This window comes from Pseudomonas sp. D1HM (assembly GCF_019266105.1).
Classification (GTDB): Bacteria; Pseudomonadota; Gammaproteobacteria; order Pseudomonadales; family Pseudomonadaceae; genus Aquipseudomonas; species Aquipseudomonas taetrolens.
On sequence record NZ_LRMN01000028.1, the window covers coordinates 33,835 to 51,166 of the forward strand.

The following is a 17,332-nucleotide window of genomic DNA, read 5'->3' on the forward strand; positions in this document are numbered from 1 at the left end:
TGTGTCGCGCAAGAAGTGGGCGTTTATCGGCTATTGAAACGGGGGGAAGGTACAGCGGGGGCTTGAAGCGTAGGGGTGACGCTCGTCCCGACCTCTCAGTAGAGAGGCCGGGTTGGAGGCTGTACTGTTTAGCGACGGACCAGCAACACGCCCGATTCCATGTGGTGAGTCCACGGGAACTGGTCAAACACGGCACAACGCTCAATGCGATGGGTGTCGTGCAGTTGGGCGATGTTCTCGGCCAAGGTCAGCGGGTTGCAGGAAATATACAGAATATTGTCGAAACGACGGGTCAGCTCGCAGGTGTCCGGGTCCATGCCCGCACGTGGCGGATCAACGAAGACACTGCCGAAGTCGTAGCTTTTCAGGTCGATGCCTTGCAAGCGACGGAACGGACGCACTTCATTCAGGGCTTCAGTCAGCTCTTCTGCCGACAGGCGCACCAGCGTGACGTTATCCACAGCGTTGTCGCTGAGGTTGTTCAGTGCGGCATAGACCGATGTCTTGCTGATTTCGGTCGCCAGCACTTTGCGTACCCGGGTGGCCAGCGGCAGGGTGAAGTTGCCGTTGCCGCAATACAGCTCCAGCAAGTCATCGGTCCGCTCACCCAACGCGTCGTATGCCCAGTTGAGCATCTTCTGGTTGACCGTGCCGTTGGGCTGGGTGAAGGCGCCCTCGGGTTGCTGGTAGGTGAAGGTACGCCCCGCCACTTCGAGCTTCTCGACCACATGATCGCGACCAATCACTGTGCGCTTGCCTTTGGAGCGGCCAATCACGCTGATGTCGAGGTCTTTGGCCAACTGCTCGGCGGCGTTCTGCCAATGCTCGTCCAGCGGACGGTGGTAGCACAACGTGACCATCGCATCGCCGGCCAGAGTGGTCTGGAACTCCACCTGGAACAGCTTGTGGCTCAGGGCCGAGCTGGCTTTCCAGGCGGCCTTGAGCTGCGGCATCAATTGATTGATGCGCAGGCTGGCGATCGGGAAGTCCTCGATCAGGATCGGCGTACGCTTATCGTCCGACGAGAACATGGCGTAGTGGCGTTCGCCCGCTTCGCGCCACAGGCGGAATTCGGCCCGCAGACGGAAGTGCTTCAGCGGTGAGTCAAACACCTGAGGCTCGGGTGCATCGAAAGGCGCCAGCAGTTCGCGCAGGCGGTTGGCCTTGGCCTCGAGTTCGATGGCGTAGGTAGCAGAATCAAATGGCAAAGCACTCATGCGTTAAACCAACCCAGCTTGATCACAAACAGAATCGACAGAATGATCAGTGGTGCATTCAGCTCGCGTACGCGACCTGTCAGCAGCTTGATCACGGTCCAGGAAATAAAGCCGAAGGCGATGCCGTTGGCGATGGAGTAGGTGAACGGCATCGCCAGCGCGGTGATCACCACCGGTGCGGCAACGGTCACGTCATCCCATTCGATTTCGGCCAGGCCGCTCATCATCAGGACGGCGACAAACATCAGGGCCGGTGCGGTGGCGAAGGCCGGGACGCTGGCAGCCAGGGGCGAGAAGAACAGGGCCAGCAGGAACATGATACCGACCACGATGGCGGTCAGGCCGGTACGGCCGCCGGCGCTTACGCCTGCTGCCGACTCGATGTAGCTGGTGGTGGTCGAGGTGCCCAGCAGCGAACCGGCCATGGCCGCGGTGCTGTCGGCAATAAGGGCGCGGCCCATTTTTGGCATGTGACCGTCTTTGCCCATCAGGCCTGCGCGCTTGGCAACGCCGATCAGGGTGCCGGAGTTGTCGAACAGGTCAACGAACAGGAAGGCGAAGATCACGCTGATCAGGCCAATGTCCAATGCGCCTTTGATATCCAGCTGCAGGAAGGTGGGTGCCAGCGAAGGTGGCATCGACACCACGCCACCGAACTCGGTCACACCCAATGCGATCGAGGCAACCGTGACGGCCAGAATGCCGATCAGCACCGCACCGCGCACTTTCATGGCCTCGAGGGCAACGATCAGGGCAAAGCCCAGGGAGGCGAGGATCACTTTAGGTTGGCTCAGATCACCCATGCCCACCAGCGTTGCCTGGTTGGCAACCACGATGCCGGCGTTGCCCAGGGCGATCAGCGCAAGGAACAGACCGATACCGGCGGCAATGGCCGAGCGCAGTGGCAGCGGGATACTGTTGATGATCCACTCACGGATGCGAAAGATCGACAGCAGGAAGAACAACACGGCGGAGATAAACACCGCGCCCAGCGCTACTTGCCAGGTATGGCCCAAATGCAGCACCACGGTGTAGGTGAAGAAGGCGTTCAAACCCATGCCCGGTGCGAGGGCGATCGGGTAGTTGGCGATGATGCCCATGGTCGCGGAACCGATGGCGGCCGCCAGGCAGGTGGCAACAAACAGGGCGCCCTTGTCCATACCTGTCTCACCGAGGATGCTCGGGTTTACGAACAGGATATAGGCCATCGCGAGGAAGGTCGTGATACCTGCAAGAATCTCGGTACGCACGTTGGTATTGTGTGCTTTGAGTTGAAACAGCCTTTCCAGCATGCCAGTCCCCGTGGCGCCACTGGCGCCGTGATTGAATCGTTTTCAACAGCAAAGCACAGACTTTGAGTGCCTGAAGATTTTCTGTCTGTCGGAAAAAGCCGCGCATCATACCAGCAGCTTGGGCGTATGGCTGCTTTGGATGGCCTGCGCGGCCATGTTTTGTAACGCTGAGGTGACAGGCATACTGCGTGCCAGTTTTCGGGGGTATTCATGAAGCGCATCATCAAGCCTGTTTTTGTCTGTTTAAGCCTGCTGGTGGGGCTCTCCACAAGTGCCGGGCTAAACGCGGCGCCGGCAATGCCCTTGAGTCGTATCGAAATCCTCAAGGTGGTGTCTGTTTCCTGCGCCGTGGAGGATGTCTCGGATGCGCGGGAACGCACCCGTTGCGATCACAACGGCCCCGGCATCAAAGTGTATGTGCTGGAACGGGGCTATGGCGGGCAACCGAATGTCACCCTGGATGGTCAGGAGGTCGACGGGGTCCGCACGCCAGTCTGCAATCAAGGAGAGGGGCTGGTCACCTGCCAGGGAGCCGGCACGACCGTGGGTTATGTGTACACCTTTGATCTGGGTAACCGGAATGGCGGCTGGTTCCAGTTCAGTAACGCCTCGCTGGTGCCGCCGCATAACCGCTTCAGTGCACGGCTCTTTATAAAGTAGTCATGCAGTTGAACGCACAGGGCCAGGCTGGCCTAAGCTGACAGGACTTGTGTGCGAGAACGCTTATGACCTTTAGAGCCTTGATTCCTGTCGCCGAAGGTGTCGATGACCTGCAAACCGTGACCTTGATTGATGTGCTGCGCCGCGCCGAGATCGAGCTGGTGGTTGCCAGTGTCGAGGGGCGTCGCATGTTGACCTGCGCTCGCGGCACGCGTCTGACGGCCGATGGCATGCTGGTTGATCTGCTGGCCCAGCCTTTTGATCTGATCGTGTTCCCGGGAGGAGAGGCGGGTAGTCAGCACTTGTCGGCCCATCAGCCATTGCGCCAAATGCTGGTAGAGCAGGGTCGGGCCGGGCGTATTTTTGCCGCGATCGACCAGGCCCCGGCGCTGGTGTTGCAACCTGCCGGGATGCTCAGGCAACGGCGCATGACCTGCAGTCACGGCGTGAGCGACCAGCTTTCTGGTTGTAATTTCATAGACGAACCCGTGGTGGTCGATGGCAATTGCATCACCGCCCAAGGTTCGGTCGCGGCGTTGTCCTTTGCGCTGATGCTGGTCGAGCAACTGTGCGGCAAGAACCGGCGCAACGCGCTCTTTCCAACCCTGTAAACCGCTGCCGGAACGGGCTTGCACGCGATTCAGGCGGCGCGGCGGGCGCTGATGCCATCGCGGGCAATCTCGCGCTTACGCGCGTTCGGGTTGTGCGGGGGGCTTTTCTTCCAGCATTCGGTCGCGGTTGGCCAAACCGGGGAACAGTTTTATCCACACCCCGGTGATGACCAGAGTGCCCACGCCGCCCAGCACTACCGCCGGCACGGTACCCAGCCAGTGAGCGGTTGCCCCGGATTCGAATTCGCCCAGTTGATTGGACGCGCCGATAAACAAACCATTGACCGCGCTGACCCGGCCGCGCATTTCATCCGGGGTTTCCAGTTGCACAAACGAAGCGCGGATCACCATGCTGATCATGTCGGCTGCACCGAGCACCACCAGCACTGCCAGCGAAAACCAGAATGACGTGGACAGCCCGAACGCGATGGTCGCCACCCCGAATACCCCCACGGCGGTGAACATGATGCGCCCGACCTTGCGTTCCACTGGAAACCTGGCCAGCCAGAGCGACATCAGCAAGGCGCCGACGGCCGGGGCCGAGCGCAGCATGCCCAGCCCCCAAGGCCCGGTGAGCAGGATGTCTTTGGCAAATACCGGCAACAACGCGGTGGCGCCTCCGAGCAGCACGGCAAACAGATCGAGGGAAATGGCGCCGAGTACATCCGGGCGGCTGCGAATAAACCGGATGCCCCCCAGCAGCGAGTCCAGCGTCGCCTTGCCCTTATTGAGCGCTGCCTGGCGCGCGGGGAGGTTGCACATGAGCAGCGCAGCTATCAGATACAGCCCGACGGCCGGGCCATAGACCCAGACACTGCCAAACGCATAGAGCAACCCGCCAAAAGCGGGCGCAATGATGGTGGCTGACTGTTGCGCCGCCTGAGCCGCTGCCACCGCACGCGGAAACAGGCTCGCGGGCACGATGGAAGGCAGCAGCGCCTGGGTGCTCGGCATTTCGAATGAGCGCGTGCTGCCCAGCAGAAACGCCAGGATGAAGATCATTTCCCGGGTGACGTGGTTCGTTGCGCTACCGATGACCAGTGTCAGGGCAATCATCGCCTGCAGTGACTGGCACAGCGCGGCGACCTTGCGCCGGTCATAGCGGTCAGCCACATGCCCGGTGTGCAACATGAACAGTACCCGCGGGGCGAACTCGATCAACCCGACCCAACCCAGGTCCATGACGTTACCGGTCAACTGATACAGGTTCCAGCCAATCGCCACGGTCAGCATCTGAAAAGCACTGGCGGTGAAAATACGGGCGATAAAAAAAGCAATGAACGGTCGGTGATGGCGTAACAGCAATGGGTGGCTGGTCATCAAAACAGTCGCGAATAGGGGCATGAGGGGAGCGGGGAGATTAGCATCATTTAGTAACATTTGATGGCGCGGCCGAGAACAATCACAAGGAAAGAACGTTCGGTCGCTATGGGCTCTGTTCGTGATTTCTTCCCGTTCCGGTAAAGGTCTATATCAAGGCCTGGGACAACCTGTCACGCGACAACAGACCACATTAGCCACGTTCAAATATTGGACTACTCTTTCATCAATGCTTGATCCAGATCAAAACCCTGTGGGGTTTATCTGGATGGCCAGACGGCCAGATCCCTTTTGAGTCGTGGTGTAAGAAGAGCGAACGCCGATTCGCTGTAACCAGGGCTCGCGGGGTAGCTGGATACGGGTGTCCTGCCTGTGTTCTGAACGACCTGATACCTGATAGAGGAATGCTTATGTTCGGTTTGGAGGCTCTAGATCTCGCCCGAATTCAGTTTGCGTTTACCGTTTCGTTCCACATTCTGTTTCCTGCCATCACCATCGGGCTTGCCAGTTATTTGATGGTGCTCGAAGGCATGTGGCTGAAAACCCGTGACGATACGTACCGCGACCTGTACCACTTTTGGTCGAAGATATTCGCAGTCAACTTTGGTATGGGTGTGGTATCGGGTTTGGTCATGGCCTATCAGTTCGGTACGAACTGGTCGAGGTTCTCAGACTTCGCCGGCGCGGTGACCGGTCCATTGCTGACCTATGAAGTGCTCACTGCATTCTTCCTTGAGGCTGGCTTTCTGGGCGTCATGCTCTTTGGCTGGAACCGCGTCGGTCGCGGGATGCACTTTTTCTCGACCGCGATGGTGGCCCTCGGCACCCTCATTTCGACCTTCTGGATTCTGGCGTCCAACAGCTGGATGCAGACCCCTCAAGGCTACGAAATCATCGATGGGCGCGTGATCCCGGTCGATTGGCTGGCGGTGATCTTCAACCCGTCCTTCCCTTACCGTCTGGCGCACATGGCCACGGCAGCCTTTGTGGCCACGGCGTTCTTCGTTGGTGCTTCGGCGGCCTGGCATTTGCTGCGGGGTCGAAACACTCCGGCGATCCGCCGCATGCTCTCGATGGCGATGTGGATGGCACTGGTGGTTGCACCGGTGCAGGCGCTGATCGGTGACGCGCACGGTCTGAACACCCTTGAGCATCAGCCGGTGAAAATCGCTGCGATCGAGGGTCACTGGGAGAACAAGCCCGGCGAGCCGACACCGCTGATCCTGTTCGGCATCCCGAATATGAAGACCGAGACCACCGATTACAAGATTGAAGTGCCTTACCTGGGCAGCCTGATCCTGACCCACAGCCTGGACAAACAAATCCCGGCCATGAAGGATTTTCCTGCTGCTGACCGTCCGAACTCGACCATCGTGTTCTTTACCTTCCGCATCATGGTTGCGCTGGGCATGCTGATGATCTTCATCGGCCTGTGGAGCCTATGGCTGCGCAAGCGCGGCACGCTGTACGAAAACCGCTGGTTCTTGCGTCTGGTGCTGTGGATGGGGCCGTCCGGATTGATCGCGATCCTGGCCGGCTGGTTCACCACCGAGATCGGTCGTCAGCCGTGGGTGGTCTACGGACTGATGCGCACCGCTGATGCATCGTCCAACCACAGCGTTACGCAAATGAGCATCACGCTGATCATGTTTGTAGTGGTGTATTTCTCACTGTTTGGTGTCGGGCTGGGTTACATGATGCGTCTGGTGCGCAAAGGTCCGGTGACCCATGAAGGTGACGATCACACTTCCGGTGGTCCAGGTCAGAAGCGCACGCCAGCCCGTCCTCTGTCGGCTGCCGTTGAAGGCACTGACGATGGTCACAGCGACAGCCTGAAGAAGGGGAACTGAGTCATGGGTATTGATCTGCCACTTATCTGGGCAATCATCATCATCTTCGGGATCATGATGTACGTGGTCATGGATGGCTTCGATCTCGGGATCGGCATCCTCTTCCCGTTCATCAAGGGCGAGCAGGACCGTGACGTGATGATGAACACGGTTGCTCCTGTCTGGGACGGCAACGAAACCTGGCTGGTACTGGGCGGGGCAGCGTTGTTTGGTGCCTTTCCACTGGCTTACTCGGTGGTACTGTCGGCACTTTACCTGCCACTGGTGCTGATGCTGGTCGGCTTGATCTTCCGCGGTGTGGCCTTTGAGTTCCGCTTCAAGGCCCGGGCCGAGAAGCGTCACATCTGGGACAAGGCTTTTATCGGCGGGTCGATTGCCGCGACCTTCTTCCAGGGCGTTGCACTGGGGGCCTTTATCGATGGCTTCCCAGTGGTTGATCGTCAGTACGCGGGCGGTGGTCTGGACTGGCTCTCGCCATTCACCGTGTTCTGCGGGATCGCACTGATCGTGGCTTATGCCTTGCTCGGTTGCACCTGGCTGATCATGAAGACCGAAGGGGACCTGCAAGCGCGCATGCACAAGCTGGGTCGCCCACTGGCGCTTGCCGTGCTGGCCCTGATGGGCGTTGTCAGCCTGTGGACACCGTTGGCACATACCGATATCGCCGCCCGCTGGTTCTCGTTGCCGAACCTGTTCTGGTTCTTGCCGGTGCCGATCCTGGTACTGGTGACCCTGTACAGCCTGCTCAAGGCGATTGCACGCAAGGCTCACTACCTGCCGTTCCTGTTGACCCTGGTGCTGATCTTCCTGGGTTACAGCGGTCTGGGCATCAGCTTGTGGCCGAACATCATCCCGCCATCGATCTCGATCTGGGACGCCGCCGCGCCACCGCAAAGCCAGGGCTTTATGCTGGTCGGCACGCTGTTCATCATTCCGTTTATTCTCGGTTACACCTTCTGGAGCTACTACGTGTTCCGCGGCAAAGTGACCCACGAAGACGGCTACCACTAGTCACATGTGCCGCTGCGGCCTCACGAGGCCGCAGCCTTTTCTTGAAAGGAGCGCCTGAGCATGGCTGGCAAAGATTATCTACACGACGTGCAAGAGTGCGAAAAAAAGCCACTGTGGCAACGCATTGGCTGGTTGCTGGTGATCTGGACCGGCAGTGTGGCGACCCTGGCCGTGTTTGCCTGGCTGATTCGCCTGTTCATGACCGCCGCAGGCATGAAAACCCATTGATGGCTGCGCAAAGGTTTCTGTAGGAGCGAGCTTGCTCGCGATGGTTGTTAACGATAACGCGTGGGTTTGCTGGATAAACGCAGCGTTTTTGAAACCATCGCGAGCAAGCTCGTTCCTACAGGTTCAGATCGTATTGCCCTTCACTGACAGGCATTAGATCCTCCCCCCTGTTTCCTTGCGGTTACTTGCGCGCTTTGAGGATCACAAACTTCGGCGTGGCCGCAACTTGTTCGACACCGCGAAACAGCTTGGCCAGCTTGCTGTGATAACCCAGGTGGCGATTGCCGACGATGTACAGCGCGCCGCCGACCACCAGGGCTTCACGCGCTTGCTGGAACATGCGCCAGGCAAGGAAATCACCCACGACCTGTTGCTGGTGAAACGGCGGATTGCACAGCACCACGTCCAGTGAGTCAGGTGCCTGGCCGGCAAGGCCATCATCCGCCCGCACGATCACGTCCCGTCCACCCAGCGCTGCCTGCCAGTTTTCATGGGCGGACTGCACAGCCATAAACGACTCATCCACCAGTGTGTACTGCGCATCAGGGTTGTTCAGAGCACTGGCAATCGCCAGCACCCCGTTGCCGCAACCCAGATCCGCGACCCGCGCCGAGCCCAGGTTTTTTGGCAGGTGGGGCAGGAATGCACGAGTGCCGATGTCCAGCCCTTCGCGGCAGAACACGTTGGCGTGGTTGAGCAACTCGATGGCCGGGTCATCCATCACGTAGCGCGACGGATAAGGCGAAGTAAAGGGTCCCTTGGCTTCTGGGGTGGCGATCAGCAAGCGGGCTTTTTTTACCGCCAGAGAGGCTTGCACCGGGCCGATGTAGCGCTCCAGCAAGTCGCCTGCCGCGCGGGGCAGGTGCTTGACCATTGCGGCTGCAATAACGCGCGCGCCCGGTGCCAGTTGGCCTTGCAGACGGATCAGTTGTTCCTCGAGCAGGGCCAGGGTTTTGGGGACGCGTACCAGGACGCAGTCGAACGGCCCGGCCAAGGGCTGGCTGGCCGGGACAATCGTCACGGCATCAAAGGCGTGATGATTGCGCACCAGGTTTTTTTCCAGCGCTTGAGTGGCCAGAAATGAATCCGTGCTACTGGTGACCTTCATGCTGGCGACCAGGCTGATCGCCAGCGCACCAAAACTGTCGTTAAGTACCAGCACACGGCTGTTGGCAGGCAATCCCTGTTCGGCCAGATGGTTCAGCACATACTCATCCGCTGCATCGAAGGCCTGTAATGGCTCATTCTGCTGCTCAGGCTGGCGGATCAGGTGGAGTTGGGCGAACGGGGTTTCTAGCACAGGCATTTAGACAAACTCTGGGGAATCGATGACGGCATGGCCGGCAGCGCAATCTGTGGGTTTTGCAGGTAGGCGGGATTTTACGTTTAATTGCAGGAGATTGCCTGATGCGTTTGTCAGTTCGGCTGGAGCGGGCGTTAGAGCAAGCCTGACTTGGTTGCAATGACCACGGCAGAGGTTTTGTTGTTAGCCCCCATTTTTTGCATGGCGCTGCTGATATGGAAGTTTACGGTTCGGGTGGTCAGGCTCAGGATCATGGCAATGTCAGAGGCGGTTTTACCTTCGGCAGTCCACTTCAGAACCTCCACTTCCCGAATGGATAGACGAGAGACCGGATGAGTAACGCGTCCGGCGGGAGAGAACTGGCTAATCATGACGATGTGCAGCTGGTTGCACAGCCACAGAATATCAGCCGCTTTTTCATTGAACTCTTCGACGGTAAGCGGTGTGTGGCTTCTACCGACACTCAAGATACTGACGGCGCCCTTGGCATCGTGCACGGACTGGGACCAGCCATATTTCAGCCCAATGGATTGCACATGTTTCAACAGGTCGGGTGTCTTGTTGAAAACATGCTCATCCCAAAGAATCGGTTCAATGGAATACTGGCAGTGATTGATCAAAGGGTCTTTGTGGGTGTAATGATTGTTTTCATACGTGGTTATAAATTCGTTTGGGTAGTTGCTTACAATGGCGCCATCTAAATGGGTGTTCCCAAGGCGAAGTAATGTGCGGAAGAAAAAACGACTGAATCCGTACTCGGTGACTTTCTTTGAGGTGTAGTCAAATATTTCACTTTCTGTTTTTTCCGTAATTGATTGATTTTCGTAGCGTATTCCATGCGGTTTCATGAGGAGATACCCAGTCTCGAAACTTTGGATCCTAGAGGTAGGAAATAGTAGTTGATATATGTAGCTTGTTTCCAGTTTTTTATGATTTTGTAGATTTTAGTGCCAGTGTGTATTAGTGCAAATGCTCGAGATGTAGTCCGGATTAGATGGGGTGAGTTGCCTGTTGGCAGTTTCTATAGAAGATCGAGTGATGGCTTTTTGATTGTAAGTTTGGGGCGGAGATATATGGCTTAATACTTAGGTGTTAAGTTTCTGGATCGCCGATACGACCTGCGCGGGTTGATCATTTTAGGTGTGAGGCTAACAATCGGGTGTCTCTCCAGCGCTCTTTGCGCGACACTAGAACCACTAGCCAATGGAGTGCACCATGAATGCCAGTGCCGAAAAATTTACCTGTCAGACCCTTCTCACGGTAACGCCCCTGACACCCAGTCTGTTTTCGCTACGAACCACTCGGGATCCGGGCTTTCGCTTTCGTGCCGGTCAATTCGCCAGATTAGGCGTGACCAAGGCCGACGGCAGCACGGTGTGGCGGGCCTACTCCATGGTGTCTTCCCCCCATGACGAATTTTTGGAGTTCTTTTCCATTGTGGTACCTGGTGGTGAGTTCACCAGTGAGCTGAGCCGCCTGAACGTCGGGGATACCTTGATGGTCGAGCGCCAGGCCTTCGGCTTTTTGACCCTGGATCGCTTTGTCGATGGTCGGGACCTGTGGCTGTTGGCGACCGGAACGGGCATCGCGCCGTTCCTGTCGATCCTGCAAGACTTCGAAGTCTGGGAACGCTTTGAACGCATCATGCTGGTTTACAGTGCCCGCGAACAAAAAGAGCTGGCGTATCAGGATTTAATTACCGAGTTGGGACAGCGGGACTACCTGGCGGAATACGCACATAAGTTGACCTATATACCTATTGTCACGCGAGAAACAATGCCGGGCACCTTGCGCGGGCGTATCACGACATTGATTGAAAACGGCGAGCTTGAACAAGCGGCAGGTGTCGAGTTGCGCCCCGAGTATTCTCGAGTGATGTTGTGTGGTAATCCACAAATGATTGATGACACTCGGCAGTTGCTTAAGGCGCGTGAGTTGCAACTAAGTCTGACGCGCCGGCCGGGGCAAGTGGCCGTCGAGAACTATTGGTAGTTATGGTTTAAATGAATAAAAAACGGCGCCCGCGGGCGCCGTCTTTATTCATCAATAGCGTTATGGTCGATTGTTCTGGACTTTGAGCAAGTCGCGAATCTCACCGAGCAGCTCTTCTTCTTTTGACGGAAGAGGAGGCGCGCTTGGCGCGACCGCTTCTTCACGCTTCAGGCGGTTGATGGCCTTCACGCCCATGAAGATTGCAAAGGCGACGATGATAAAGTCGATGATGCTCTGGATGAATTTGCCATAAGCCACAACCACTGCAGGGGCATCGCCAACCGCGGCTTTGAGCGTAATGACCAGGTCACTGAAGTCCACGCCTCCGATCAACAAGCCCAGAGGTGGCATGATCACATCGCCGACGAAGGATGAAACGATCTTGCCGAATGCCGCGCCGATGATAATACCGACGGCCATATCGACCACGTTACCTTTGACCGCGAAGGCCTTGAACTCACTTATCACGCCCATAGGTTATTCCTTGTTACAGATGAGGTTGGCTTGTTAGTGTAAATCAGCCTTGACGATCTTGCTCATTAGACTGGCATCTTGTACGCATTTATTGACGGGCCAACCTTTATCGGGCGAGTCCTTGCAGGGAGCGAATGCCTGTCAGTTAATGACAGTACGCTGCTACACAAACATTTTTCGTTTGACTGACAGACATCAGGCCCCACGGTTTGGGTTCTTTCTGAGAGTGACCACTGCACCGGCGAAATCAGCCGACAGGTGTCGCCCTGATCAAGGCCCGGTGGGCTATCATCGCGGTTTTTCCGTGGAGTTCAGATGGCCAAGCCTAAGCGCATTTTCGGCTGCACCGAGTGCGGTGCAACCTTTCCCAAGTGGGCCGGGCAATGCGGCGAATGCGGCGTCTGGAACACGTTGGTCGAAACCATTGTAGAAAGCGGTTCAGCCGCGCCACCCAGCGGGCGTACCGGGTGGACCGGCCAACAGGCCCAGATCAAAACCCTGGCCGAAGTCAGCATCGAAGAGATCCCGCGCTTTTCCACCGCGTCCGGTGAGCTGGACCGGGTGCTCGGTGGCGGCCTGGTCGATGGCTCAGTGGTGCTGATTGGCGGCGACCCCGGCATCGGTAAATCGACCATCCTGCTGCAAACCCTGTGTCATATGGCCACGCGCATGCCGGCGTTGTATGTCACCGGTGAAGAGTCCCAGCAGCAAGTGGCCATGCGCGCCCGGCGTCTGGGGTTGCCGCAGGATCAACTCAAGGTGATGACCGAAACCTGTATCGAAAGCATCATCGCCACCGCCAAGCTGGAAAAACCCAAGGTCATGGTGATCGACTCGATCCAGACCATCTTTACCGAGCAACTGCAGTCGGCACCGGGCGGCGTTTCGCAAGTGCGCGAGAGCGCGGCCCTGTTAGTGCGCTATGCCAAGCAAAGCGGCACGGCCATTTTCCTGGTGGGCCACGTCACCAAGGAAGGCGCGCTTGCCGGGCCGCGGGTGCTGGAGCATATGGTCGACACCGTGCTGTATTTCGAGGGCGAGTCCGATGGCCGCCTGCGTTTGCTGAGAGCGGTGAAGAACCGGTTTGGCGCGGTCAATGAGCTGGGCGTGTTCGGCATGACCGATAAAGGCTTGAAAGAAGTCTCCAACCCATCGGCCATCTTTCTGACGCGCGCCCAGGAGGAAGTTCCGGGCAGTGTGGTCATGGCCACCTGGGAGGGCACGCGCCCCATGCTGGTGGAAGTTCAGGCATTGGTGGATGACAGCCATATGTCCAACCCGCGTCGTGTCACCCTGGGGCTGGATCAGAATCGCTTGGCCATGTTGCTGGCAGTCCTGCATCGCCACGGCGGTATCCCGACCCACGATCAGGATGTCTTCCTCAACGTCGTAGGCGGGGTCAAGGTGCTGGAAACCGCCTCCGATCTCGCTTTGATGGCGGCCGTGATGTCCAGTCTGCGGAACCGTCCGCTGCCCCATGACTTGCTGGTATTCGGAGAAGTGGGCCTGTCCGGGGAAGTACGCCCGGTGCCCAGTGGGCAGGAGCGGCTGAAAGAAGCTGCCAAACATGGCTTCAAACGCGCCATCGTTCCCAAGGGCAACGCCCCGAAAGAATCCCCGCCCGGGTTGAAGGTCATTGGCGTGACCCGTCTGGAACAGGCGCTGGATGCGTTGTTTGAATAGCGTTTAACGGTGCAGGAAATCAGCACTCTTTGCATGGGACCTTGACCTACAGGCTCGTGTCAGGCGGCGGTCACGGCACGGCACGGATGTGCCAAACCGTCGTCAGGCAATGTCCGCAGCCCCCCACGCGTGCAATGGCGCGGGGCGCTGAAAAAACCTTGCACAAAACTGCAAAAGAAGGCTCTAGATCAATGTCAGGGGCTGGTCTTTAAGGCTGGGAGCGCTAAACTCCGGGGGCAATCCTTCTTGTCCAACTGGCCGGAATATAAAAATGAAAAATAATAATAGCCTGCTACGCCACATTCCGTGGCTGCTGCTGGCAATTGTAGGAGCCTTCGCCCTTGGCGTAGTAGCCTTGCGCCGAGGCGAGGCGATCAACGCCTTGTGGATCGTAGTGGCAGCAGTTGCCATCTATCTGGTCGCTTATCGTTATTACAGTTTGTTTATCGCTACCAAAGTGATGCAGCTGAACCCCCTTCGGGCGACGCCGGCCGTGGTCAATAACGACGGTCTGGACTACGTGCCGACCAACAAGCACATTCTTTTCGGGCACCACTTTGCAGCCATTGCTGGCGCCGGACCTCTGGTCGGCCCCGTATTGGCGGCGCAAATGGGCTACCTGCCCGGTACACTCTGGCTGATCGCCGGCGTGGTACTGGCCGGTGCAGTGCAAGACTTCATGGTCCTGTTCATGTCCACCCGTCGCAACGGTCGCTCCCTGGGTGACATGGTTCGCGAAGAAATGGGCAAGGTGCCTGGCACCATCGCGCTGTTTGGCTGCTTCCTGATCATGATCATCATCCTCGCGGTGCTGGCGCTGATCGTGGTCAAAGCCCTGGCCGAAAGCCCATGGGGCATGTTCACGGTGATGGCGACCATCCCGATTGCGATGTTCATGGGCATCTACATGCGCTACATCCGCCCGGGCCGCATCGGTGAAATCTCGTTTGTCGGGGTATTCCTGCTGCTGGGTTCCATCTGGCTGGGGGGCCAGATTGCCGCCAGTCCGGAATGGGCGCCCGTGTTCACGTTCACCGGTACGCAAATCACCTGGATGCTGATCGGCTACGGTTTTGTGGCGGCGGTCTTGCCGGTGTGGCTGGTACTGGCACCGCGTGATTACCTGTCGACCTTCCTCAAAATCGGCACCATCGTGGCCTTGGCGATCGGTATTCTGGTCACCATGCCCGAACTGAAAATGCCGGCGGTCACGCAGTTCATCGACGGTAACGGCCCGGTCTGGAAAGGCGGTCTGTTCCCGTTCCTGTTCATCACCATTGCCTGCGGTGCGGTATCGGGTTTCCACGCACTGATCTCCTCGGGCACCACGCCCAAGCTGCTGGATAACGAAACCAACGCGCGCTACATCGGTTACGGCGGCATGTTGATGGAGTCCTTCGTGGCCATCATGGCGATGGTTGCCGCATCGGTGATCGAGCCGGGCGTGTACTTCGCCATGAACAGCCCGGCAGCCATTGTCGGGTCCGATGTCGTCGGTGTGGCGCAGACGATCAGCAGCTGGGGCTTTGCCATTACCCCGGATGCCCTGACGGCCCTGGCCAAAGACATCGGTGAAACAACCGTTCTTGCACGTGCTGGCGGTGCGCCAACCCTGGCGGTGGGCATCGCTCAGATCCTGCATAACGTGTTGCCGGGCGAAAACACCATGGCGTTCTGGTATCACTTCGCCATTTTGTTCGAGGCCCTGTTCATCCTGACCGCAGTCGATGCCGGTACGCGTGCCGGTCGTTTCATGCTGCAAGACCTGCTGGGCAGCTTTGTACCCGCCCTTAAACGCACCGAGTCCTGGGGCGCCAACCTGTTGGCAACCGGCCTGTGTGTGGCGATGTGGGGCTACTTGCTGTACCAGGGCGTGATCGACCCTCTGGGCGGGATCAACACCTTGTGGCCGCTGTTCGGTATCTCTAACCAGATGCTGGCGGGTATCGCGCTGATGCTGGCGACCGTTGTGCTGATCAAAATGAAGCGCCAGCGCTACATTTGGGTGACCATGCTGCCAGCGGTCTGGCTGCTGATCTGCACCACCGCGGCTGGCTTCATCAAGTTGTTCGATGCCAACCCGGCCATCGGCTTCCTGGCCCTGGCCAACAAGTACAGCACCGCGCTGGACGCGGGCCAGGTACTGGCGCCGGCGAAAAACATCGATCAGATGCAGCACGTGATCATCAACGCGTACACCAACGCTGGTTTGACGGCACTGTTCCTGTTTGTGGTGTTCAGCATCCTGTTCTATGCGATCAAAGTCGGCATTGCCGCCTGGGGCAGCAAAGAGCGTACGGATAAAGAAGCGCCATTCCAGGCCATGCCGGATGCATAACAGAGGATTGCAAATATGTTCAATGACCTGAGTCGCCTCGGTAAATACCTCGGTCAGGCCGCGCGCCTGATGGTCGGCATGCCCGACTACGACACCTACGTCGAGCATATGCAAACCAAGCACCCGGACAAGCCGGTCATGAGCTACGAGGTGTTCTTTCGTGAACGCCAAGAAGCCCGTTATGGCGGTAAAGCCGGCCCCAAGTGCTGTTAAACCGTTAGGTCTCCTGTAGGAGCGAGCGTGCTTGCGATAGCGTCCAGTCAGTCAACCGAGAGGTTGAATGCTTTGACGGCTTCGCGGGCACGCTCGCTCCTACAGTTGTTTTTGTGCTCCCCTTTTTAAGGAGACTTCGCATGTCCTCTCCAATCCCCGTCACCATCCTCAGCGGCTTTTTGGGGGCTGGCAAAACCACCTTGCTGCGCTACCTGCTAAAGGCCGAGCACGGCCTGAAAATCGCGGTGATCGAAAACGAATTCAGCGATGCCGGGATCGATACCCAACTGCTGGGTGACGAGCCGGTGCAAGTCATGACCCTGGCCAATGGCTGCGTGTGCTGCACCATCCACACCGACCTGACCAAAGCCCTTTACCTGCTGCTCGAGCGTCTGGACAGCGGCGAAATTGCGTTCGACCGCCTGGTGATCGAATGCACCGGTCTGGCCGATCCGGCGCCCGTGGCGCAAACTTTTTTTATCGACGAAGAACTGCGAGAGCGTTACCTGCTGGACGGCATCATCACCCTGGTGGATGCCGCCCATGCCGATATACACCTGAGCCAAACCATCGCCCAGGCGCAAGTCGGCTTCGCTGACCGGTTGCTGGTGAGCAAGCGTGACCTGGTGGACGACCCCACGTTCGACGCGCTGTGTGAACGCCTGACCCGCATTAACCGTCGAGCGCCGATTCGGGTGGTCGAGCACGGCAAGATCGACCTGGCTGAACTGCTGGATGTGCGCGGATTTAACCTGAACGCGGATTTGGGCGGTGGCCTGAGCTTGCGCCCGGTGCCGCGGGCATCGTCGATTGACCGTATTTCCAGCCTGGTACTGCGCACCGACCAAGCGCTGGACATCGACCGCCTCAGTGAATTCATGAACGAGCTGCTGGAAGAGCACGGCAAGCAACTGCTGCGTTACAAAGGCGTGCTCAACATTGCGGGCGAAGACCGGCGGCTGGTGTTTCAAGGTGTGCTCAAGCTATACGGCTTTGATTGGGACACCGAATGGTCCGAGGGTGAGTCGCGTGAAAGCGTGATGGTATTTATTGCTGACGACCTGCCTGAAGCCAGGATTCGGGAGGGTTTTGCCCGGCTTGAGTCTTGAGTAACGCCTGGCCCTCACCCCAACCCTCTCC

General features: G+C 58.1%; 16 protein-coding genes. 10 read left to right on the forward strand and 6 right to left on the reverse strand.

Features of this window, described 5'->3' with window-relative positions:
* Positions 1-128: 128 nt before the first annotated feature.
* Together trmA and AWM69_RS22260 are read right to left on the reverse strand one after the other, a co-directional pair.
* The gene (trmA, locus tag AWM69_RS22255) at positions 129-1,217 is read right to left on the reverse strand and encodes a tRNA (uridine(54)-C5)-methyltransferase TrmA (RefSeq protein WP_131652128.1); all 1,089 of its coding nucleotides are present in this window, start codon (positions 1,215-1,217) and stop codon (positions 129-131) included.
* Positions 1,214-2,509: an NCS2 family permease gene (locus AWM69_RS22260; protein ID WP_218728514.1), complete on the reverse strand. Its 1,296-nt coding sequence runs from the start codon at positions 2,507-2,509 to the stop codon at positions 1,214-1,216. The genes trmA and AWM69_RS22260 overlap by 4 nt, the downstream gene beginning before the upstream one ends.
* A 210-nt stretch (positions 2,510-2,719) precedes the next feature.
* On the opposite strand from AWM69_RS22260, the gene AWM69_RS22265 reads away from it, so the two are divergent.
* Positions 2,720-3,169 carry a DUF4879 domain-containing protein gene (locus AWM69_RS22265; RefSeq protein WP_048378273.1) on the forward strand — a complete coding sequence of 150 codons (450 nt, stop codon included), beginning with the start codon at positions 2,720-2,722 and terminating at the stop codon, positions 3,167-3,169.
* A gap of 65 nt (positions 3,170-3,234) precedes the next feature.
* Positions 3,235-3,780, forward strand: a complete 546-nt coding sequence (locus tag AWM69_RS22270) for a DJ-1 family glyoxalase III (RefSeq protein WP_218728516.1) — start codon at positions 3,235-3,237, stop codon at positions 3,778-3,780.
* A 75-nt stretch (positions 3,781-3,855) separates the two neighbouring features.
* Here AWM69_RS22270 and AWM69_RS22275 read toward each other — a convergent pair whose 3' ends face one another.
* A complete protein-coding gene (locus tag AWM69_RS22275; RefSeq protein WP_218728518.1) occupies positions 3,856-5,100 on the reverse strand; it encodes an MFS transporter in 1,245 nt (414 codons plus the stop codon).
* 410 nt (positions 5,101-5,510) lie between these two features.
* On the opposite strand from AWM69_RS22275, the gene AWM69_RS22280 reads away from it, so the two are divergent.
* The 3 genes from AWM69_RS22280 to AWM69_RS22290 are packed head-to-tail and all read left to right on the forward strand — an operon-like array spanning position 5,511 to position 8,189.
* Positions 5,511-6,950 (forward strand): cytochrome ubiquinol oxidase subunit I, encoded by a 1,440-nt coding sequence (locus AWM69_RS22280; protein WP_218728520.1) that lies wholly within the window; start codon positions 5,511-5,513, stop codon positions 6,948-6,950.
* A gap of 3 nt (positions 6,951-6,953) precedes the next feature.
* Entirely contained in the window at positions 6,954-7,961 is a 1,008-nt protein-coding gene (gene cydB, locus AWM69_RS22285) for a cytochrome d ubiquinol oxidase subunit II (RefSeq protein ID WP_218728522.1), read from the forward strand.
* Between the two features lie 60 nt (positions 7,962-8,021).
* Entirely contained in the window at positions 8,022-8,189 is a 168-nt protein-coding gene (locus tag AWM69_RS22290) for a DUF2474 domain-containing protein (protein WP_048378268.1), read from the forward strand.
* A 181-nt stretch (positions 8,190-8,370) separates the two neighbouring features.
* Here the strand turns inward: AWM69_RS22290 and AWM69_RS22295 are convergent, their stop codons facing one another.
* Complete coding sequence (locus AWM69_RS22295; RefSeq protein WP_218728523.1) at positions 8,371-9,495, reverse strand: class I SAM-dependent methyltransferase; 1,125 nt, start codon at positions 9,493-9,495, stop codon at positions 8,371-8,373.
* 131 nt (positions 9,496-9,626) lie between these two features.
* Complete coding sequence (locus AWM69_RS22300) at positions 9,627-10,340, reverse strand: autoinducer binding domain-containing protein (protein ID WP_218728525.1); 714 nt, start codon at positions 10,338-10,340, stop codon at positions 9,627-9,629.
* 367 nt (positions 10,341-10,707) lie between these two features.
* On the opposite strand from AWM69_RS22300, the gene AWM69_RS22305 reads away from it, so the two are divergent.
* A complete protein-coding gene (locus AWM69_RS22305; protein WP_218728527.1) occupies positions 10,708-11,484 on the forward strand; it encodes a ferredoxin--NADP reductase in 777 nt (258 codons plus the stop codon).
* Between the two features lie 60 nt (positions 11,485-11,544).
* Here the strand turns inward: AWM69_RS22305 and mscL are convergent, their stop codons facing one another.
* Complete coding sequence (gene mscL / locus AWM69_RS22310; RefSeq protein ID WP_131652136.1) at positions 11,545-11,958, reverse strand: large-conductance mechanosensitive channel protein MscL; 414 nt, start codon at positions 11,956-11,958, stop codon at positions 11,545-11,547.
* A gap of 315 nt (positions 11,959-12,273) precedes the next feature.
* Here mscL and radA point away from each other — a divergent pair, with 315 nt between their 5' ends.
* The 4 genes from radA to yjiA all read left to right on the forward strand — a co-directional run bounded on the left by radA (position 12,274) and on the right by yjiA (position 17,301).
* The gene (gene radA / locus AWM69_RS22315; protein ID WP_048378264.1) at positions 12,274-13,641 is read left to right on the forward strand and encodes a DNA repair protein RadA; all 1,368 of its coding nucleotides are present in this window, start codon (positions 12,274-12,276) and stop codon (positions 13,639-13,641) included.
* 271 nt (positions 13,642-13,912) lie between these two features.
* Entirely contained in the window at positions 13,913-15,979 is a 2,067-nt protein-coding gene (locus AWM69_RS22320; protein WP_131652137.1) for a carbon starvation CstA family protein, read from the forward strand.
* Between the two features lie 15 nt (positions 15,980-15,994).
* Positions 15,995-16,192 (forward strand): YbdD/YjiX family protein, encoded by a 198-nt coding sequence (locus AWM69_RS22325; protein WP_048378262.1) that lies wholly within the window; start codon positions 15,995-15,997, stop codon positions 16,190-16,192.
* 140 nt (positions 16,193-16,332) lie between these two features.
* Positions 16,333-17,301, forward strand: a complete 969-nt coding sequence (gene yjiA, locus AWM69_RS22330) for a GTPase (protein WP_218728529.1) — start codon at positions 16,333-16,335, stop codon at positions 17,299-17,301.
* Positions 17,302-17,332 lie beyond the last annotated feature (31 nt).